This is a genomic window from Candidatus Sororendozoicomonas aggregata, assembly GCF_031528575.1.
GTDB classification, from domain to species: Bacteria; Pseudomonadota; Gammaproteobacteria; order Pseudomonadales; family Endozoicomonadaceae; genus Endonucleibacter; species Endonucleibacter aggregata.
Map to the genome: position 1 here is coordinate 1 of NZ_JAVLSP010000030.1, position 20,426 is coordinate 20,426.

20 protein-coding genes are annotated in these 20,426 nt (G+C 47.7%); 8 read left to right on the forward strand and 12 right to left on the reverse strand.

The genetic code is table 11. The features are described from left to right. Positions 1-378 precede the first annotated feature (378 nt). Positions 379-1,728, reverse strand: a complete 1,350-nt coding sequence (gene gdhA / locus V4C51_RS07760; RefSeq protein WP_330925577.1) for an NADP-specific glutamate dehydrogenase — start codon at positions 1,726-1,728, stop codon at positions 379-381. A 108-nt stretch (positions 1,729-1,836) separates the two neighbouring features. Here gdhA and V4C51_RS07765 point away from each other — a divergent pair, with 108 nt between their 5' ends. Continuing rightward, positions 1,837-2,451 (forward strand): flavin reductase family protein, encoded by a 615-nt coding sequence (locus tag V4C51_RS07765; protein ID WP_330925578.1) that lies wholly within the window; start codon positions 1,837-1,839, stop codon positions 2,449-2,451. Between the two features lie 100 nt (positions 2,452-2,551). Here the strand turns inward: V4C51_RS07765 and V4C51_RS07770 are convergent, their stop codons facing one another. The 5 genes from V4C51_RS07770 to V4C51_RS07790 all read right to left on the reverse strand — a co-directional run bounded on the left by V4C51_RS07770 (position 2,552) and on the right by V4C51_RS07790 (position 8,673). Then, positions 2,552-3,565: a hypothetical protein gene (locus tag V4C51_RS07770; RefSeq protein ID WP_330925579.1), complete on the reverse strand. Its 1,014-nt coding sequence runs from the start codon at positions 3,563-3,565 to the stop codon at positions 2,552-2,554. 247 nt (positions 3,566-3,812) lie between these two features. Further along, entirely contained in the window at positions 3,813-5,216 is a 1,404-nt protein-coding gene (locus tag V4C51_RS07775; RefSeq protein WP_330925580.1) for a PhoH family protein, read from the reverse strand. 424 nt (positions 5,217-5,640) lie between these two features. Beyond that, entirely contained in the window at positions 5,641-7,047 is a 1,407-nt protein-coding gene (gene rhlB, locus V4C51_RS07780) for an ATP-dependent RNA helicase RhlB (protein ID WP_330925581.1), read from the reverse strand. 319 nt (positions 7,048-7,366) lie between these two features. Next, entirely contained in the window at positions 7,367-7,672 is a 306-nt protein-coding gene (locus V4C51_RS07785) for a hypothetical protein (RefSeq protein WP_330925582.1), read from the reverse strand. A gap of 449 nt (positions 7,673-8,121) precedes the next feature. Continuing rightward, a complete protein-coding gene (locus tag V4C51_RS07790; RefSeq protein ID WP_330925583.1) occupies positions 8,122-8,673 on the reverse strand; it encodes a DUF4136 domain-containing protein in 552 nt (183 codons plus the stop codon). 33 nt (positions 8,674-8,706) lie between these two features. Between V4C51_RS07790 and arsC the strand changes: the two genes are divergently transcribed. The 5 genes from arsC (at position 8,707) to V4C51_RS07815 (ending at position 11,700) form a co-directional block, all read left to right on the forward strand. Next, on the forward strand, positions 8,707-9,054 hold the full coding sequence (gene arsC, locus V4C51_RS07795) for an arsenate reductase (glutaredoxin) (protein ID WP_330925584.1): 348 nt from the start codon (positions 8,707-8,709) through the stop codon (positions 9,052-9,054). A gap of 14 nt (positions 9,055-9,068) precedes the next feature. Continuing rightward, a complete protein-coding gene (locus V4C51_RS07800; protein WP_330925609.1) occupies positions 9,069-9,443 on the forward strand; it encodes a DUF2069 domain-containing protein in 375 nt (124 codons plus the stop codon). Positions 9,444-9,701: 258 nt separating this feature from the next. After that, positions 9,702-10,340 carry a hypothetical protein gene (locus V4C51_RS07805; protein ID WP_330925585.1) on the forward strand — a complete coding sequence of 213 codons (639 nt, stop codon included), beginning with the start codon at positions 9,702-9,704 and terminating at the stop codon, positions 10,338-10,340. Positions 10,341-10,518: 178 nt separating this feature from the next. Beyond that, a complete protein-coding gene (locus tag V4C51_RS07810) occupies positions 10,519-11,067 on the forward strand; it encodes a hypothetical protein (protein WP_330925586.1) in 549 nt (182 codons plus the stop codon). A gap of 126 nt (positions 11,068-11,193) precedes the next feature. Continuing rightward, positions 11,194-11,700: a hypothetical protein gene (locus V4C51_RS07815; RefSeq protein WP_330925587.1), complete on the forward strand. Its 507-nt coding sequence runs from the start codon at positions 11,194-11,196 to the stop codon at positions 11,698-11,700. Positions 11,701-11,704: 4 nt separating this feature from the next. On the opposite strand, the gene V4C51_RS07820 is transcribed toward V4C51_RS07815, so the two are convergent. From V4C51_RS07820 to alaS, 5 genes are all read right to left on the reverse strand, one after another. After that, the gene (locus V4C51_RS07820; RefSeq protein ID WP_330925588.1) at positions 11,705-11,971 is read right to left on the reverse strand and encodes a hypothetical protein; all 267 of its coding nucleotides are present in this window, start codon (positions 11,969-11,971) and stop codon (positions 11,705-11,707) included. 9 nt (positions 11,972-11,980) lie between these two features. After that, positions 11,981-12,163, reverse strand: a complete 183-nt coding sequence (locus tag V4C51_RS17930; RefSeq protein WP_420797641.1) for an IS1-like element transposase — start codon at positions 12,161-12,163, stop codon at positions 11,981-11,983. Positions 12,164-12,453: 290 nt separating this feature from the next. Then, a complete protein-coding gene (gene csrA / locus V4C51_RS07825) occupies positions 12,454-12,657 on the reverse strand; it encodes a carbon storage regulator CsrA (RefSeq protein ID WP_330925589.1) in 204 nt (67 codons plus the stop codon). 565 nt (positions 12,658-13,222) lie between these two features. Next, the gene (locus tag V4C51_RS07830; RefSeq protein WP_330925590.1) at positions 13,223-14,464 is read right to left on the reverse strand and encodes an aspartate kinase; all 1,242 of its coding nucleotides are present in this window, start codon (positions 14,462-14,464) and stop codon (positions 13,223-13,225) included. Positions 14,465-14,987: 523 nt separating this feature from the next. Beyond that, on the reverse strand, positions 14,988-17,630 hold the full coding sequence (gene alaS / locus V4C51_RS07835; RefSeq protein ID WP_330925591.1) for an alanine--tRNA ligase: 2,643 nt from the start codon (positions 17,628-17,630) through the stop codon (positions 14,988-14,990). A 415-nt stretch (positions 17,631-18,045) separates the two neighbouring features. Here alaS and V4C51_RS07840 point away from each other — a divergent pair, with 415 nt between their 5' ends. Both V4C51_RS07840 and V4C51_RS07845 read left to right on the forward strand, forming a co-directional pair. Further along, positions 18,046-18,609, forward strand: a complete 564-nt coding sequence (locus tag V4C51_RS07840; RefSeq protein ID WP_330925592.1) for a TVP38/TMEM64 family protein — start codon at positions 18,046-18,048, stop codon at positions 18,607-18,609. After that, a complete protein-coding gene (locus tag V4C51_RS07845) occupies positions 18,606-19,166 on the forward strand; it encodes a class I SAM-dependent methyltransferase (RefSeq protein WP_330925593.1) in 561 nt (186 codons plus the stop codon). Before V4C51_RS07840 ends, V4C51_RS07845 begins: the two co-directional genes overlap by 4 nt. A 265-nt stretch (positions 19,167-19,431) precedes the next feature. On the opposite strand, the gene V4C51_RS07850 is transcribed toward V4C51_RS07845, so the two are convergent. Continuing rightward, positions 19,432-20,367: a 1-aminocyclopropane-1-carboxylate deaminase/D-cysteine desulfhydrase gene (locus V4C51_RS07850; protein ID WP_330925594.1), complete on the reverse strand. Its 936-nt coding sequence runs from the start codon at positions 20,365-20,367 to the stop codon at positions 19,432-19,434. Positions 20,368-20,426 lie beyond the last annotated feature (59 nt).

Consider the following 20,426-nt stretch of genomic DNA (forward strand, 5'->3'; position numbering starts at 1 on the left):
TTGTTCGTCAAATAGTCCCGCTATTCTCCTCACAAAAGCGACTTTTTATCCTCCATTTCTCGCAGTCCTCGCTACGGACAGACTTTTAAGACTGCTTCTAAGCTTTCGAGCATGAAATTCTGGCCGCACTTTCTCGCACTTTCTCGCACTTTCTCGCACTTTCTCGCAATTTCTGGATTTCAGGCCGAAATTGCCTTAAGTCCGACAGGCTCCTAAGGATAGCCGCATTTCAGAAAATACCAACAGTTCGCCATAACCGCAAAGGCGGAAATCCACCACAACAGCGTGCCTTCACAGTAGCAGTGCTGGTAGCGTTTTATGACAAAGCCTGAAGGCCAATATCAGGTGCACCAGCTTGCCTTTAACCTGAACTCAGGTTTAAACCACCCCATAAGCAAGCATGGCATTAGCCACCTTTTTAAAGCCGGCAATATTTGCCCCCCTGACATAGTCAACGGGGCCACCCTCAACATGTCCATGCTCAACACACTGACTATGAATCTTGCGCATAATGCTATGCAGGCGCGTCTCCAGCTCCTCGACGGACCAGGACAGATGCATGCTGTTTTGGGTCATTTCAAGGCCAGAGACGGCAACGCCTCCAGCATTAGCTGCTTTGGCCGGGGCAAAAAGGACACCCGCCCCTCGCAAAGCGTGACTGGCTTTTAAGGTAGCAGGCATATTGGCTCCTTCCGCCACCACCTTACAGCCATTTTTAATCAGGGTCTTCGCATCGTCAAGATCCAGCTCATTTTGTGTGGCACAGGCAAAGGCCGCCTGACAGGGGTATTGCCATACACTGACTTGCTCGTTAAATACACAACCAAAGTGCTCAGCGAACTCAGCAATACGACCACGGCGATTTTCTTTCAAATCGATCATCCAATACAGCTGCTCCGCATTCATACCCTCTGGCAGGTAGATACTGCCGGAAGAGTCAGACAAGGCAATCACCCGGGCACCGAGAGCCATGAGTTTCTGAGCGGTGTACAAAGCCACATTACCGGTACCTGAAACAACACAACGCATCCCTGCCAGTTCCAGATTGTGTTCTCTTAGCAACTCTTCAGTGAAAAATACATTACCGTAACCTGTGGCTTCTTTGCGAATAAGGCTACCACCAAACTCCAGCCCCTTACCTGTCAGCACACCCTGGAATTCATTTTCCAGCCGTTTATATTGACCGTACATATAACTGATTTCACGGCCACCCACACCGATATCACCCGCGGGGATATCCCTGTGAGCCCCAATATGTTTGTGCAGTTCAGTCATAAAGGACTGACAGAAGCGCATCACCTCACGGTCGCTTTTACCCTTGGGGTTAAAGTCTGAACCGCCTTTAGCGGCACCGAGAGGCAGTGTCGTCAGGCTGTTTTTAAATGTTTGCTCAAATCCAAGAAACTTCAGGGTGTCGAGGGTCAGGGAGGGGCTAAAGCGCAAGCCTCCTTTGTAGGGCCCGATGGCATTATTAAACTGTACCCGATAGCCACGGTTAACACGGATATGACCATCATCGTCTTCCCAGCAGACCCGAAATGCCACAATACGATCAGGCTCTGTCATCCTCTCAAGAACACGCTCCTGAATATACTCCGGGTGCTGGTTAATAAAAGGAATGACACTCTCAGCCACTTCCTCCACGGCCTGATGGAAGTCAGGCTCGTAAGGGTTGCGTTTAACCAGGCCAGACATAAAATCATTAAGATCAAGCTTACTGGTGAACATGGTATATTCTCAGTGTTAGTGTATGAATTGTTGGATACGATAAAAAGAGCGTATCAGTGGTTTCTGACGACCAGCGGATAAATCCAATAGACGAAGAAGGCAGTTGCGATGCATATTATTCCTGACTCCGTACCCGCAAAAGATATTTATCGTTTATTAATCAGTACTGTAACACCAAGGCCTATCGCCTGGGTATCCACTGTGGATAAGCGGGGACAGGTAAACCTGGCGCCCTTCTCCTATTTTAATATTGTCAGTGTGAATCCGCCCGTGTTAGGTTTTTCGCCCCTGCTCGGACAAACCGGACAACCTAAAGATACCCTTAATAATATTCGTGAGACAAAAGAGTTTGTGGTGAATATTGTCAGTCATGGGCAAGTGCGTGCCATGAATCAGACCTCTGCGGTTTATGGGCCTGACATTAACGAAATGGCAGAGGTCGGTCTGACGGCTATGCCGTCGTCTGCGGTGGCCGCTCCTTCGGTAAAAGAAGCACTGGTGCACTATGAGTGCAAACTGCATGACGTGATTTCTTTTGGCGATGAACCACTGGCAGGAAACCTGGTGTTAGGCAGGGTTTGCCATATTCACCTTGATGATGAAGTCTTTCAAAATAACCGGGTGAATGTCTCCTTACTGGACACCATCGGGCGAATGGAAGGCAACTATTACGCCACCTGTCGTGACCGGTTTGCTGTGGAGCGCCCTGCTCCCCCTGAGTAACTTCACCGGCCTGTATGTACGGCAATATGCCATAATAGCTGACGGAATAGCCCTTGAGCGATTAAGTGAAAGGGAGCGATTAACTAAAATGCCTTTATTCTCAAGGCATCGTTTTATTGGAGATTTTCAGAACGTCCTGGATATTTTGCCAGGGGTTTTTGACGATTCTGACCGCAAGCTGGTCAATGATGGGTTGTACGGCTTTCATGGCACTTGCCTTTGCCTCCGCAACGGCCTGTTTGTGATCAGGGTTCTGATTGTGTTCATCATCCCTGAGCACTTCAACATAGTCCATGACTGTGTCGTACATTTTCTCAAGCTGGTTTGCTGAGAACTTCCTGATAATTTCATCGGGAAAGTCGCCGAGATGCTCAATACCGTTTTTCAGTTGTTGAGCATACTTTACGTCATTGCCTTTTACCTGGTTGGTAAAATCTGAAATCAAGCCGTGCTGAAACGAACCTTCATTGGGCAGGTGCATCATCTTATCGTCACCCATAGCCAGGGCCACATGGGAAGAACCAAAAAAAAGAATCAGGTCGCCAGGTTCAGGCGTATTGCCTTTAAGTGGTATGGATTGTCGCATACCAAGCAACTCCACCACCTTTTCATTGTAAGTGATGTCGCTATCCATAGCACGGCTATCTTTCAAAGCACGGGTAAAATCACTTTCCGGTAATACCCCTGATTTGAGGCCAACACTGAATACGCTTTCCCAGCAGTTCATTGCTGAGTTCTCCCCTAAGGGCACGCCATGGTTGACCATCTCTTCAAAATCGTTTTTGCTGCCCAGGGCATTTTGCGCCGGAGGTACCCAGCGGTAGTACCCCTCCATGCCTTGCGCTGTTTCGGTAATCTTTTGCTGCGCTGGCGATAGGGCGGACGCTTGTTTGGTCTGTTCAGTGGTTTTTGAGTGGTGCCTGACGGTTCGATCCATCAGGCTTTTTTTCCCTGCCTTTATGGACTGGGCATTCGCCAGCTTTTTTTTAACCGTATCGGACAACATCACTTGGCGGTTATTGGACTTTTTTCCCGTTTTTTTATTCTTTCCAACCTTGGATAACGTTGCTGATGGTGGTTGGTTAATGCCACCTGGTGGAGTAATGGGTGCCACTCTATGCTCTCCATCGCATAATAGTAAATGGATTTTATTTCAGAATACTGCTGAATACTGTCGTTTGGAATAGTGGGCGGAAAAGCGGGAAATACCCCGCTGGTTTCTGACACTCGACGCTGATAACCAAAAATCCGGGCACTTTGCCCGGATTTGACTTTATGGCTATTTCAACCCCGAACCCTGTAATAAACCTCCCCTGACGACAGGCTCCGGGTTAATGGATAGACACTGCCCCTTCCGGTGTTTACAGATGCATCTCCGCATAAGCTGCCAAGGGTGAGCGAGGTACGCCTTTTAGCTGAATAGAGCCACCGTTTGGAAAATGCTTTAACCGTTCGGTCATATAGGTCAGCCCTGAGCTGGTAGGCGCCAGATAGGGCGTATCAATCTGAGCCAGGTTACCCAGGCAAATGACTTTACTGCCAATACCTGCCCGGGTGACAATGGTTTTGATCTGATGGGGCGTGAGATTTTGGCATTCATCAATGATGATCAGGCTGTGTTGAAAGCTCCGTCCCCGAATATAGTTCAGGGACTTGAAGTGCAAAGGCACTTGCTTGAGGATGTAATCCACGCTCCCATGGGTGGATTCGTCATCACTATGGAGAGCTTCAAGGTTATCCGTAATAGCACCGAGCCATGGCTCCATTTTTTCAGCCTCGGTACCGGGCAGATAGCCAATATCTTCATCCAGCCCACGTGTAGAGCGGGTAGCAATAATCCGACGGTACTGTTTACTGGCAATCGTCATTTCAATGGCAGCCGCCAGAGCCAAAATGGTTTTACCCGAGCCAGCGGCGCCGTTGAGGTTCACCAGATGCACATCCGGGTCCATCAGCAGATTCAGCGCCATGCCCTGGTAAATATCAAGGGGCCGCAATCCCCAGGCGTCCTGATTCATCAGGGCTTCTCTGGGTAAGTGCAAAAGTCTAACGTCCGTATCGGTGATGCCCGTTACCCTTGCCACAAACCCTTGATCGTCCACCAGGAACTTGTTCAGGTAAAGGTCTTCTTTGATCTCGTTTCGTTTCAGCGTATGAGTAGTGCGGCCTTCTTGCTGAGAGGTATCCACTTCTGTGACCCGATCCCAGAAATTACCTTCGTAGTGGATATAGCCTTTGGTCAAAAGACCAATGTCCGATACCAACTGATCGTTATGATAATCCTCTGTTAAAATGCCACAGCCCCGAGCCTTCAAACGCATATTGATATCTTTGGTGACCAATATCACTGGACGACCCGGATTATCCTGTTGATACTGCCTGATATCGTTGATAATCCGATTATCGTTATTGCTGCTCGGCAGTGTCGTGACATTATCCAATGCATGGTTCATTAAAATAGACAGTGTGCCCAGCTCCGGGCTTTTGTCTCCGCGCTTGATTGGCACACCATCATCAATTTCTACGGGTGTGGCGGCTCCGAGAATGTTGTCAATCAGCCTGATTGCCTGACGGCAGTCAGCGGCAATGGTTTGCTTGCCATTTTTGAGCTTGTCCAGTTCCTCCAGGACAGTGATGGGTATGATAACCTGATGTTCTTCGAAGTTTAGGATTGAGTTGGGGTCGTGTATTAGAACATTGCTGTCCAGGACGTAGGCGGTGGTTTCTCGTTGGGTAATTGGCTTACTCTTCAAAGCATTTCCCATAGGCGGCTCCCTGTCTGTTTTTTTGTGAGCACTCACCCTGATTCTTATCGAAAATTGGCAAGGCGGCAAGTACGGATATGAGCAAGTCATAAAAAATTCACGGGGAAGAAAATTATTCGTACAAAATCAGAAAAAAAGTTTTACTATAAGAACTTATATGTTTTTTTCGCAAGGGGCAGTAACAAGTATAAATTTTTTTTAAATCAAAAAGTTATACTTAGATCAGCCCATAGCGGCCCATCAGTGAATATAGGTGAATACAGTCCGGGTAAACAGCCGTTAGCTAAGGAGCAGTCTAAAAATAACTTCCCGACTTTCGTTCATCCTGAACTCTGACCTTGCCGAAGAGTCGAACGGTGGTGGCAGCGAGCTTCGACAGGCTCAGCCCGAACGGCAAAACTGGGAAGTTATTATCGGACTCTTACTAAAGCAACTCTTCTGGTGGGTATTCAGTGGTCAATGAAGCGCCAACCAGTTCCTGTAAATCTGGAATCAGGAACGATTCGTCTTCACAGGCAAAGCTGATACTGGTACCACTGGCACCGGCGCGACCCGTGCGACCAATACGGTGAATGTAGTCATCCAGCTCTTCAGGCAAGTGATAATTAATCACATGACTAATGCCGTCAATATGAATACCACGTCCAGCGACATCCGTTGCCACCAGTACTGTTATTCGACCATTACGAAAGTCCTCCAAGGTGCGCAGACGCTTGTTTTGAGGGACTTCACCAGAAATCTGTTCCGCTTTAATACCCGTTTTTTTCAGTTTTTCAGCCAGCCGGCGGGTTTGGTCACGACGATTAGTAAAGACAATGACACGCTCCAGCCGCTTTTTAGTGATCAGATTGACCAGTAACGGGTACTTCTGCTTGGCAGTGACAATATAGAGCTTTTGGTCAATCCGGTCAGTGGCAACGGTATCAGGCTCAATTTCCACCTTGACCGGCTGCCATGTCCACTGCTCTCCAAGGCGCAGCACCTCATCGGTAAAGGTGGCGGAAAACAGCAGGGTTTGACGATCACCCGGGCGGGGCGTCATTCGAACAATACGACGGACTTGTGGAATAAAGCCCATGTCCAGCATACGGTCAGCTTCGTCAATAATGAGCGTCTCTACAAGATCCAGGTGCAGGTCGCGACGATCACAGTAGTCAATCAGACGACCAGGAGTAGCCACCAGAATATCAACATAATGTTCGCTTAGTCGTTTACGCTGCTTGTCATAATCCATACCACCTACGACAGTAACCACGTGAAAAGGCAAATGTCTGGTCAGGTTTTCAGCATCTTTACCAATTTGCAGTGCCAACTCTCGTGTGGGTGCGATAACAATGGCGCGAGGCTCACCAAGATAGCGCTTGTCAGGTGGAGATACTTCAACCAGTTGCTTGATAGTGCTGATAAGGAAAGCGGCTGTTTTACCTGTACCGGTTTGCGCTTTACCAATGGCATCTCTCCCGGCAAGGGTGCTCCCTAGCACCTCAGCCTGAATAGGGGTGCAGTATTTAAACCCCAGATCATAGATAGCGCGCATAAGCCCATCAGGTAATTCAAAATCATGAAACCGGGTTTTTCCAGCCTCCGCCGCAACGGTAAATTGAGCAGGGTTCCAGGGTTTTGGCGGTGTTCGGTGTGAGACGTTATGGGGCTTATGGGATTTATAATCACGGCTACGCTTATTTGTTACGCTACCTGCTCTGTGTCCATCGGGATTTGTACTTTTTGGGTTGCTTTTAGACGTACTTTTCGCCTGAGGGGCTTTTTTACCCGTATCCCTGGTAGAGGAGGCGTCTTTTTTTCTACCAAACATGCCTAGAAAACCACTCAATGATATAGTCTCTTTCCTTAATCGCCAGTATTGAGAAACAGCGACAGGCTCCGCGCAAGCTAGTCGGCATACTGACAGTATGATTGAAGTTTAGCCAAGTATTTTCCATAGTCGGCAACTTTACACCATAATAAGGCGTTGAGGGCAATCTTGGAATACGGAGGAATCCTTGAAGGCTGGAGCCGTACCCGGTGTCAACAGGCTCTGTTAACCAAAAGCTCCCAGGCTGTCATCCCCACTGACGTGACAATTGCCTGCTTGCCAGCAGGTAAGTTTTTTCATGCTTTCAGAGCCACAGCCTGACAGGCTGTTGGAATGATTAAACGTAATCGGGAGTTGCCTGGTCATCAGGGTCATGGTCACGCTTGCGCAGGCTCGGTTCGGCACTGGGTTTTTTCTTATTCACCCGGCGAAGTTTTCGCTTGTGTTTACGCCGCAAATCTTTATAGAACCGATTCCATAATAGCGGGGCGATATCTTCAGCCCTGACTTTGAACATATGGGCGAAATAGGTCGACTCTTCAGCGAGCTTGGTGGCTTTCGCTGTAGCGGAGTCTTCAGGCTTTGTGGTATCGGACTTATTGGCGCACAGTGACAATAACTGTCGAAATGGATTGATCTGCATAGGTTACTTTACATCCTTCTATACAAACGCTCTTATTGTAGTTGCTATTATGTAATTTCAGTATTAGACCTTGGTCAAAAAGATAAGTTTCAGGCGGTTAGCGCAGATATTGAGTATTTTTATATAAATTTAGAATAAAAATTATTTTAAATATTTCTCTAATCTGTTCTGACTCCAATGGAACGTGGGCACTACCATTTGGAAATAGTCAGAAAAAGCCTCTCATTACCTGACCACTACCTAGGAGCCTGACCGAGAATAGCGCCCGTAGCGAGGATTACGAGAAATTGAGGATAAAAATTTCTGCTTCTGAGGATAATAGTGGGGCTATTTGACGAAGAAGTAGGAATTTTTAGACCCATTTATCGCAACCGCAGTAGGGCAGTCTATTCTCGGACAGGCTCCTGGCGTTGTGGGTGGGCAAACACCCTCCTTGATAAAACAACGGTCTATTGTCCGTGGGGAAAAGGAGCGAGTATAGCCGTTACAACGCTGTCCACTGCCTTCTTACGCCCTTGAGGAGAGCCTTGATCCAACCGCCCTGACGTTGCTTTACCCTGCCAAAGCGTAGCATGGTTGCCCGGGTTGATAATATCGATACTCAGGATGTTCTGATCATACTCATAGGTATGGCTTTCTGTTGTTACTCCCATTCCCCAAGGTGAAAAGCCATACCCCAAAGAGGTGGCTACTTGATTCTGAACACGCCGGGTTCTGGTCTGGACAGACGCATTAACCAGCACATCAGCATTGGCCAGTTTGACCAGCTTTAACCCTTTTGCTTGCAGGTTCTTATCTACCGCCGAGCGGATGCGCTGAGCCATTAAACTATCCACCGGAGAGTCAGAAGAGTGTCCGGCCGGGGTTAGCCAGGCATAAGAGTGCCATTGGCTCATATTAACCGACGGATTATAATCCCAGTCAATCTTTGGACCAGCGCAACCGGCTAAAATCAGACCCAGACAAGCAATTACCCACAGTTTCTGATATAACGTCAACATTCGTGTTTCACCCATGGTCAATAACAGGCTGCTATGAGTATTAGAATTTATCACAACCCACGCTGCTCAAAATCTCGCGGGACACTGGCTCTGCTTAAGGAGAAAGGCATAGAGCCTGAGATTATTTTTTATCTGGACACCCCACCAGATGTGCGTACTCTAGCAGAGTTAACGCGGTTATTGGCAGTATCACCCAGAGATTTACTCAGAACTGGCGAAAAGGCCTACAAAGATAAACACCTCCATGATAACAGCCTTTCAGATGAAGATATTTTCAAGGCCATCAATCACGCTCCCATTTTGCTGCAAAGACCCATTGTGGTTGCCAATGGGCACGCGCGTATTGGCAGACCACCCGAAGCCGTTCTGGAGATTTTGTGATGGTATCTTTGGCCATGAAGGCAAGGGCCTCTTACGGGCTATGCCTCACTTTATACAGCGGACTTATTATCACATTGCTGATAAAAACCTGGTGGCTTGACCCGCCACAGAGTTCTCAGTGGTTCGCGACATGTATCCAGCTATTTCCTTTGCTGCTGCCTATAGCAGGACTTTTGGGCAAAAAAACCAGGGGAGCGGCCTGGTTATGTTTCATTCTCTGTTTTTACTTCACCAGTGGTGTTGTCTCAACATGGCTTACTCCTGCTGAAATTCATGAATGGGTGATCACGTTGTTAAGTGGTTCATTATTTATTACGGCAATGTTTTTTACGCGCTGGCAGGGCCAGGTTTTAAAAGGAAAGACGGGCAGTTCGTTTCAGGGCGCCTAAACAGGCTCAGTCACTCAAACAGCAATCTTGCGCAAGGCGCATGTCACCTTAAGGGCTTGCCTGTCCATCCCCCCGGCAATCCCAAGTGCCTTGCGCATTCGCGCAATTGTCCAACTGAGCAGAGGTACCCCATGACCCGGGTATAATGGACGATACTGAGCAAGAAGCGTAAGATCCTTTTTTGAGGGTATCTTATCTGTTAAATGGCGGGTGTTATTCAGATCTCACAAATAAAACGACGAATAACAGGTGTTAATTATGTCAATTATCAATGGATCTTTGCTAGCCGATATCGTTAAGTTTCATAAACCGGAACACAATGCTAATACAGCAGCCATCGTAATCGATGAAAGGGATGAACACCTTGATGAAGCAGCGGTTAACGGGATTATTAGAAAACAGAGCCAACAGGAAACACTGCATTTTTGTAAAGAATTAGGGTGTAGCGTTATTGTTGTGCACGACCTTTGGGAGTTATATCCAAGGCATATTTATGGCGTTATTGGCCAGCCCGATTTTTCATGTATCAAGGAAGCTTCCGGTGTCCTTGATGGGGCAACATCTCCTCCTTTACTGCCTTATTTGAAAGAACAAGAGATTACCAGTCTCGTTCTTATGGGAGGGAAGTATGATATGTGTGTACAGCAATCATTAATGGGGACTTATTCTTTTGCAACCGTGAGTTCCGGTATTCTCAATCATCAAATCATTGTACTTTCATCCCCGAGCTTACTGGCTGATTATAATCCTGAAATATATTCATTAAGCCCTAAATTTTCTCCTTCTGTCAGTTCATTCAATAATGAAAATATAGACTGTGCTTGTTTAAATAAAATAAATTGGCCAATGTTCGTATTATCTCCGGGTATGAGGTTTTATACAAAAATTAAGGAGTAGAAAATTGCAAACGGTTTTTTGATAGTGGATACAGGAGACAGCTAATCACTGAAAAAATGTTGACAGTAACCAGAACCTTGCGCCACCCCATTGAGTGACAGGAAACTCTTTTACCTTTTGTAGTGGTGTTGAAAAAATCGGTATTTCGTCGCTCTGTCATAGACAGTAGGAGTACATCATGGGCATTAAGTCTGTCTTGCGGGCCAGAAAATTCATGGCAACCAAACCGGTTGGTTTTATAACCGGGGTCTTGACCTTATTCATCATGGCTAACGCTTATAGCCTGGATCAAAGGTTAAATATGAATGATAGGATACCCCCAGGTAACCCACATTACTCGGAAAAAGGCTTTACGCTTAAACCCAGTGACCACGGATACTGCATGTACGGCGTGTATAATCCGGCTTCATGCACGTCCGGTTATAGAACCAAATCTTGTTATGTAATGTTACATTATGCCGCTTCATTCTCGCACAGTTGTTTATTTAAGCTCAGCATCCAAGATTTTAACATTATCAATAATGATACAGGCAAAGTCGTCGCTACGTTTCAGTGGTACATGAAAAGTGGGGAACCGTCTATAAGAAATATCAGGGATTCTGAAAAGATTATGGCAAACGCAACGGGTTATAAATCTTTGGATTGGGTGAAAAACAAACTGAATATCTATTCTTACAAGTTGAAGCTGGGCAGGGGGCAAGCCGGGCAGGAGACAGCCAATCACTGAAAACATGTTGACAGTAACCAGAACCTTGCGCCACCCCATTGAGTGACGGGAAACTCTTTTACCTTTTGTAGCGGTGTTGAAAAAATCAGTATTTCGTCGCTCTGTCATAGACAGCAGGAGTACATCATGGGCATTAAGTCTGTCTTGCGGGCCAGAAAATTCATGGCAACCAAACCGGTTGGTTTTATAACCGGGGTCTTGACCTTATTCATCATGGCTAACGCTTATAGCTTGGATTCAGCACTTCATTTTAATAATCTGATACCCCCAGGTAACCCACATTACTCAAAAAAGGGCTATACACTTAAACCCAGTGGCCACGGGGCCTGCATGTACGGCGTGTATAATCCGGCTTCATGCCTTGACCTTTATAAAGCCGATTTTTGTTATGTTGTCATACATTATGCCTCTTCACCCAAGCACTGGTGTTCATTTAAGGCCAGCACCCAGGATTTTAACATTATCAACAATGATACAGGCAAAATCGTCGCTTCGTTTCAATGGTACATAAACGGTGGAACCCCGTTTGTAAGAAATATCAAGGATTCTGAAAATATTATCACGGATGTAACGGATGAACGTATTTGGTATTGGGTGAAAAACAAACTGAATATCTGTGCTAACAGACGGTAAAATGCTATTTTTTCACTGCTGAAGCAGGAGACAGCCAATCACTGAAAAAATGTTGACAGTAACCAGACCCTTGCGCCTCCACCATTGAGTGACAGGAGACTCCTTTGTATTTTGTAACTCGATAGAGAGATGCAAAAGTCGTTATTTCGTCGCTGCTTTTAATAAACAGCAGGAGTACATCATGGGCATTAAGTCTTGTCTTGCGGGCCAGAAAGCTCATGGCAACCAAACCGGTTGTTTTTATAACTGAGGTCTTGACCTCATTCATCATGGCTAACGCTTATAGCCTGGATGAAAGGTTAGATATTGATGATAAGGTACCCAGGAAGCGACCAGTATCCCCACTACCAGAACCATTCATCGCCATATTCACTATACGTTCTTGAGCACCGGGCTTATTGGCGTTGTAAACAAACTCAGGCTGGAAGCTGTGCTTACAGCTTCTGGACAGGAAGCGTTTTATGCCTGAAGGTGCTTTACCGGTTTTTTATTATGTTGCCAGATCGGATTCAGGATTAATGAAAAAAGGGTGTTTACACAAAATTAATACAGGCTCGACGAAAAGCACGGCACCCCTTGCGCTTGTCTATGAAGCACCAAAGAGCACCTGTTTAACGCGCTAGCAACAGGGAAAATATCTCACCCAAACGACATTTGGTTTTCGTAACAAAAGTGACGACCCATACAGCGGGTTATTACGATTGTCTCTCAGGCAAAGTAAACATTTTGATGCTCATGCACACCTTCTCCCTTTCAGTACGGCTCAGCTGCCGCGTGAAATTCACCTTGCGCTTTCTCTTTTTGAATACGCTGATAGATTTCTTCTCGGTGGACAGAGACTTCTTTAGGCGCATTGACACCAATGCGTACCTGATTACCCTTGACACCAAGAACCGTAACAGTGACGTCATCACCGACCATCAACGTTTCTCCAACACGACGAGTCAGAATCAGCATTACAATCTCCTTATTCACATCTCTGTAAGTCAATAACCATCAATCCTGAGTGCATCTCCGTCATCATGGCTAATGGCCTGCTTCCTGCCAGGGAACAATGACCAACCCATACCGGCACAGAGAGCAGCTTTGTCACTGCCTCAAGACTACCTTCTATTCATTTTAAGTTCAGGCAATGCAGTATATGCCACCTAACTCGTTCATGCCCAAAAATCTTTTACTATAAAAAAGTCTAGCGAGCATAACCTGCATTACCATGCGTATTTCTACTTGATAATATCCCAATGCATCAATGATCTGACTTTTTATTTTCTATCTTCTGTTTCCTGAGCCTGATTTGGCAGGGGCAATACCCTCAGCATAAAAAGTCAGGGTTTTTTAATTAGCCTCAGAGGATTGAACTCACAGGCTATGGCATCCACAAGCGTTGCTTGATGGTTTTCCGGGTAGTATGCAAAAAAATTATACTGGTATCATCGCCACAAGGGCCGAGAGCCACCGTTGAAGTGAATTCCTGCCTTTGCGAATGACCGGCCAGAGATCTTTTCTGAACTACCTTGAGTCCTTAGACATCCTTTGTTTCCACGGGTTCCTTTTCCAACTCAAATGCTGCATGCAGTGCCCTGACAGCCAGTTCAAGGTACTTTTCATCAATAACCACGGACACCTTGATTTCAGAGGTGGAGACAATCTCAATATTGATACCCTCATTAGCCAGACACTCAAACATGCGTGCCGCTACCCCCGCGTGAGAGCGCATGCCCACGCCGACAATAGAGACTTTGGCTATTTTATTATTACCATCATGCTCTCTGGCCCCCAGTTCCTTAACTACCTGGCTCAGAACAACCTTGGTGCGTTCAAAGTCATTGCGATGCACAGTAAAGGTAAAGTCTGTACTGCCGTCATCACCAACATTTTGTACAATCATGTCAACTTCAATGTTAGCCCTGCTGACGGGCCCCAGAATGTTTGAGGCTACCCCCGGAATGTGAGGGACACCCTTTATCGTCAGTTTTGCTTCGTCACGGTTAAATGCAATTCCAGAAACAACGGGTGATTCCATAGCACTTTCCTTTTCCAGAGTAATCAAGGTTCCAGGCCCATCCTGAAATGAATGCAAAACACGCATATTGACACTGTATTTACCCGCAAACTCCACTGCCCTGATTTGCAGAACCTTGGAGCCAAGGCTGGCCATTTCCAGCATTTCTTCAAAGGTTATACTGTTGAGTCGGCGGGCATCTTCCACAACACGAGGGTCAGTGGTGTACACACCATCCACATCGGAATAAATCTGGCATTCATCCGCCTTTAGTGCAGCCGCCAGGGCCACAGCCGTTGTGTCCGACCCTCCCCGTCCCAAGGTGGTGATATTACCTTTCAGGTCGCACCCCTGAAAGCCTGCTACCACCACCACCTTACCAGCGTTTAGCTGCGCGCGAATGGGGTCAGTATCAATATGCTGAATACGGGCTTTAGTGTGGTCACTGTCAGTGGTAATGGCTATTTGCGAACCGGTAAAGGAAATGGCCGGACAACCCATTTCGTTGAGGGCTAAGCTAAGCAGGCCAATGGTGAGTTGTTCGCCGGTAGAGAGGATGACATCCATTTCCCGGGGGGTGGGTTCTTTTTGCAGGGTTTTTGCCATCGCCAGCAGGCGGTTGGTTTCGCCACTCATGGCCGAGAGCACCACGATCATGTCATGTCCCTGATCACGGAAACCTTTTACTTTTTCAGCGACACGCTGAATTTTTTCAAGATCTCCCACTGACGTACCACCAAATTTCTGTACCAACAGCGCCATTGTTATATCGTTCTATATCAGTTAGCCGGATTTGGAATGTAACACGAAGTTCGTGCAATCCCAACTGCAAGGAGCTCTTATCTGGCACTTACTTTTTAGTTTGTGAGGGATCTTCAGTACCGAAGAACAGTCGTCTAACAGCGTTGAAGGCGCGCCTGAATCAGTTTTTTCCACCAAAGAGGACGTTCAACATGATGGCAGCCTTTCCATCGCCTGATCACTACAGGGCTTCCTCAAGGTCAGTACCCAATGGGATTACCTCCCCAATGGCCGCCCCCAGTAGCGACCTGTCAAAACGCGCCTTACGGCGCGTTTCTGAGGCAATTAACCATCCTCTAGGAGGCTGTTGGACTTATGCTTTCGAGCATAACATTCAGTAGGGCGAGTCAGAATTTTCGATCAATTCGTGGGAATAGTTGACCTATTTAATCAAATTGATCGGAGATTCTGGCCGCGCTTTCTCGCGCTTTCTCGCGCTTTCTCGCACTTTCTCGCACTTTCTGGATTTCAGGCTGAAATTGTCTTAAGTCCGACAGGCTCCTAGCCTATCAGCAAGCCAGTGTTCAATGGAGCCCAGTGCTTCAGGCAGTTTATCGGCATCGGTACCACCACCCTGGGCAAAATCAGGGCGCCCACCCCCTTTGCCGCCGAGCTGGTTCGCCACCATTTTTAAAAGCTCACCCGCTTTTACCTTGCTGGTTAAATCAGCCGTCACACCGGCGGCCAGGGCTACTTTCCCGCCTGTGGGCGCTGCCAGAAACACAACCCCGGAGCCCAGCTTGTTTTTCAGCTGGTCAACCATCTCTCGCAGGGATTTAGGGTCTGCTCCCTCCAGGGGGGCAGCTAATAGTTTAACGCCATTGACCTCGATGGCCTGGGATACTAAGTCAGCACTGCCCTGACTGGCTAACTTCCGCTTAAGCTGAGTGACGTTTTTTTCATGGACTTTGAGCTCTTTCAGCAGTTGGGTGATTCTAGCCGCTGCTCCATCGGGCTTTACTTTCAGCTGCCCACTGATTTGCTCCAGCGTATCGAGTTGCGCCTGTACCCAATCATCAGCACCCTTGCCGGTCACCGCCTCAATACGACGCACACCCGAGGCAATACCGGATTCCGCAACAATTCTGAAACTACCAATATCGCCGGTACGATTTGCATGAGTACCCCCGCATAACTCCACAGAAAAGTCATCCAGCCCCATGCTCAAGACACGCGCCTCATCAGTGTATTTTTCACCAAACAGTGCCATAGCACCTTTGGCTTTTGCCGCTTCCATGGTCATCAGCTCAGTGTTGATGGGTGTATTTGCACGGATCTGGGCGTTAACGACAGATTCAATACGCTTGAGTTCATCCGCCTTCACCCCTTGAAAATGAGAAAAGTCAAAACGCAAACGTTCAGGGCTGACCAATGAGCCTTTCTGGGTCACATGCTCACCGAGTACCTCGCGCAAAGCCGCATGCAGCAGGTGCGTGGCTGAGTGATTCAGGGCTGTTGCCTGACGCAAGTCCTGCGCCACCTGTAAATCAATACTCTGCCCGACACGCAGTGGCGCAGAGATATCACTTAATGTATGAACAAACACATCACCGTGTTTTTGTGTATCGAGCACTTTCGCCCGATGTTCGCTGCCCCAGCAAAGTACTCCCTGATCACCAACCTGCCCTCCCGATTCGGCATAAAACGGTGTGCTGTCCATCACCGCAAGCACTCCGGTATCGGCAGCTGTGACCTGGTCAACCGCCACCAGGGTTTTCTCTGCCTGATTGTCTGCTTCAGCAAACAGTTGACGCACGACTGACTGTCCAACGGGTGTTTCATAACCGATAAACTCGGTATTGCCTTGTATTTGCAGACCCGCGTTATAGTCAATACCAAATTTACTGGAGGCCCTTGCACGCTCACGCTGTCCTTCAAGGGCTGCGTCAAAGCCATCAATATCCACGGTCATATTGCGCTCACGGGCAATATCCATGGTTAAATCAACGGGGAAACCGTAGGTGTCGTATAAAGTGAAGACCACATCACCGGGAATGACAGAGCCGTTCAAGGAGGTCAGCTTTTCTTCCAGAAGCCCCATGCCCTTGTCGAGGGTTTTGGTGAACTGCTCTTCTTCCTGTAGCAACGTTTGCTCAATCAGCGTTTGTTTGGTTTTCAACTCGGGATAAGCGTCACCCATAGTACGAACCACCGATGCCACCAGCTGATGGAAAAAGCTTTCACTGGCACCTAATTTATAGCCATGGCGACAGGCACGGCGGATAATCCGGCGCAGCGCGTAACCGCGTCCGTCATTGGATGGCGTAACACCGTCAGCTATCAGAAAAGAACAGGAGCGGATATGGTCTGCGATCACACGAAGGGATGCTTCTGTCGTTGCCACACCCCCGAGTAATAACGACGCATCTTTCAACAGATCTTGAAACAGGTCTATTTCGTAATTGTTGTGCACACCCTGAAGCACAGCCGCAAGACGTTCTAGCCCGAGTCCTGTATCAATAGAGGGTTTTGGCAGCGGGTGCATAACCCCATCGGCCGTGCGGTTAAACTGCATGAAGACCATGTTCCAGATTTCGATGTACCGGTCACCGTCATCATTGGGGCCACCGGGTGGATCACCGGCAACATCAGCACCGTGGTCGTAAAAGATTTCAGTGCAGGGGCCACAAGGGCCCGTATCGCCCATGGACCAGAAGTTGTCTTCACTCAGACGGGAAAAACGCGCCGGGCTGATGTTCATTTCCTTCAGCCAGATATCTTCAGCTTCCTGGTCATCCTTGTAGACGGTCACCCATAGTTTTTCTTCGGGCAAGCCCAGTCGCCTGGTCAGAAACTCCCAGGCAAATTGAATGGCTTCACGCTTGAAGTAGTCCCCAAAACTGAAATTACCCAGCATTTCAAAGAATGTATGATGGCGAGCGGTGTAACCCACATTCTCCAGATCGTTGTGCTTGCCACCGGCACGCACACACTTCTGGGCAGTGGTCGCCCGCGCGTATCCCCGCTGCTCTCGTCCTTGAAATACGTTCTTGAACTGGTTCATGCCCGCGTTGGCAAACAGCAGGGTCGGGTCATCAGCAGGCACAAGGGAGCTGCTGGTAACGATCTGGTGCTCCCTCTCCTGAAAAAATTCAAGGAAGGTAGAACGGATCTCGGCACTCTTCATATCTTCGGGATTCCAGCTACGTGAAAAACAGATTCGTGGGGCGATAAGGTGATGATCAACCCTGAAAACGCCCATTATATAGAAGCTGTTGGCTCTGGCACAGCACGACTTTTAAGGCGGCTTCCAGGATCAATAAGACGCCATCAGAGCTGGCAATTGTTTATGGCTTAAAAGTCACCTTGAAGAAAAAGAAGCCTCATTATGCGGGCTACCGCGGTAACTGTGGTTAAACAGTGGTGTCAAAACAGTTTTAGTGCCTGTCAGAATTTGGATGTGAAATCCACGATTGTTACTGTATGATCCAAAAGCTTGTAATCTAAACCGCTTTTTCTTGTGAGATTCAGTCCCTGCGACTATACCAGAAGTGCAAGCTTCAGGCTTACGGCATTTTTTTCAGGAAGTATACTATTTATCTATGACAAAACATTTTAATACATTCTGGTTGATCAGCGTTGCAGTCCTGCTCTCATCCCTGCTGGTATTTCCACAATGGCTCAATCGTGATGCCGTAGCGACATTTCTGGAATCTCTCGGGTCTATGGCATTTGCTGTCTATATAGTTGTAAGTTTGCTGCGGGCAACGGTAATGCTACCGGCAACGCCCTTTGTGTTGGCAGGTGCCATCAGCTTTCCGGATTCATTGATGGCTGTATTTATGGTTTCAATACTCGGTATCATGGCTGGAGCGCTGCTGTTATACAGTTTTCCGTCTTTTGGTGGTTATGATATCTACCTTGAATCGAAGTACCCCCGTCAAATCCATAAGATCAGGAAAAAAATGGCAAGCCCATACGCCTATTGGTTTATTGCTGGCTGGTCAAGCTTCCCCCTGGTGCCAACAGATGCTATTTGTTATGTGGCGGGCCTGGCAAAGATGTCAGCGCGAAAGGTCGCCGCGGCGGTGTTGATGGGGGAAATTCCTATTGTAGCGTTCTACATTTTCGTCGGTGTTGAAATTAGCGAGTGTTTGAGAACATGAAGATGCACTTTAAGCTCATTGATTCATTAACCCATATTCGAAACCTTAAAACGTCTGGTACGGTTACACCCAGTTCAAGGGTGCTTATCAATCGTTTGCTGGCCCCAATAGATTTCAAAAAATCACGTTACATCGTTGAACTGGGCGCAGGCAACGGCTGCGTTACTCGCGCGTTACTTGAGAGGATGGATGAGAACTGTGTGTTGCTCTGTTTTGAAGTGAATGAAAAATTTGCGACAAGCCTGAGAACCCTCACGGACCCGCGCGTCAAAATTTTCAATGTCTGCGCCTCTTCACTGCGAACTGTGCTGAATCATTTAGGGGTGGACAAAGTTGACTATGTGGTGTCAAGTCTGCCTCTGGCCCTTATTGATAACGACCTGGTCAGCCATATTCTCAATAATGTCAATGACAACTTGCACCAGGGCGGCCGTTTTCTGCAATACCAGTATTCACTGAAAAACTACAGTGATGTCAAACCCGTGTTCAGCGATGTGAAACTGCGGTTTACCTTGCGTAATATGCCGCCAGCATTTGTTTATGAATGCAGGAAGTAGCCCTCGACACGCAAGTTTTGATCATATTTCAAACAGGTTGATACCCCATTTTTGAGATAAACTCTCCGATGACCTTGTCATGCGGCTCTTCTGAATAACTTCCTTGAAAACGAGTGCCGTCGGCCCCCCTGGGGGAACTTATAAGTAAAAAAGTAGATAATTTTACGCATTAACCGCTTCAGGTACGAAATGTCAGGTTAGCCCCTTCGATACTTTGTGTTAGCTCTCTGACTAAGCCTTGGCGTTTTCGGTACTGGCTTATTGATTAAAGTGCCATCCCCCGCCGCCCCTGTAGCCCACCAGTATGGATCATCAACAGTCGTTTTGAGTGATAAGCCGCGGGATTTTTCCTGAGTGAATCTTTCAAAGCAAATAACACTTTGCCTGTATAGACAGGGTCTGTGGGAATACCGGTTTCCTGCTCAAACGAGGTTATTAATAACCGCAATGCTTCCGTTGTTCGTGCATAACCACCATGATGATAGTCGGTCAGTAACGTCCAGTTTGACAATGTCCGCCGCGTATGGCGGTTAATATCAGCCCGCAGAAAGTCAGCCCCTTTCAGGACCGCCACACCTTTGATTATTTCCCTGGCAGGGATCGTTTCTGACACCGTCATGGCAATGCCAGCCAACGTGGCCCCCGTGCCACAGGCGAGCCAGATTTCATCATAATCACCGGGTGACACCGCCCCTGCGGCAAGAATATCCCGACAGCCAGCAACCCCAAGTAAATTGCTGCCCCCTTCCGGGACAATATGAACCTGTTTTGCCGGTACGCCAGAATCAGCCAATACCCGGGCAATCAGTTCAGGCTCATTTTTGCGCCGATAGTCAGCCCTGGTCAGATAGTGCAGTTGCATACCCCAGTGTTGGGCATCAGTTAATGTGGCGGTCAGCCCCAAAGATGGCTCGCCACGAATCACCCCAATAGTGGTCAGCCCAAAACGGTGACCGGCAGCAGCCAGAGCATGAATATGGTTCGACCAGGCGCCACCAAAACTGAGTACCGTTGTTTTACCCTGCGCCTTGGCATAAACAAGGTTTTGCTTGAGTTTGTACCATTTGTTGCCACTGATCTCGGGGTCCAGCTGATCCAGGCGGAGCATATCGAGCGTGGCGTCAGCCCTGTCCAGCCAACGGGTGCGAATACGTTGAACGGGCACCGACCGCTCCAATGACGATATTGATTCAACGACCATTTTTTAATAACTCTCCTCTCTTTCTCTTTTTCTCTCTATTAATACGTCATGTGACGTTT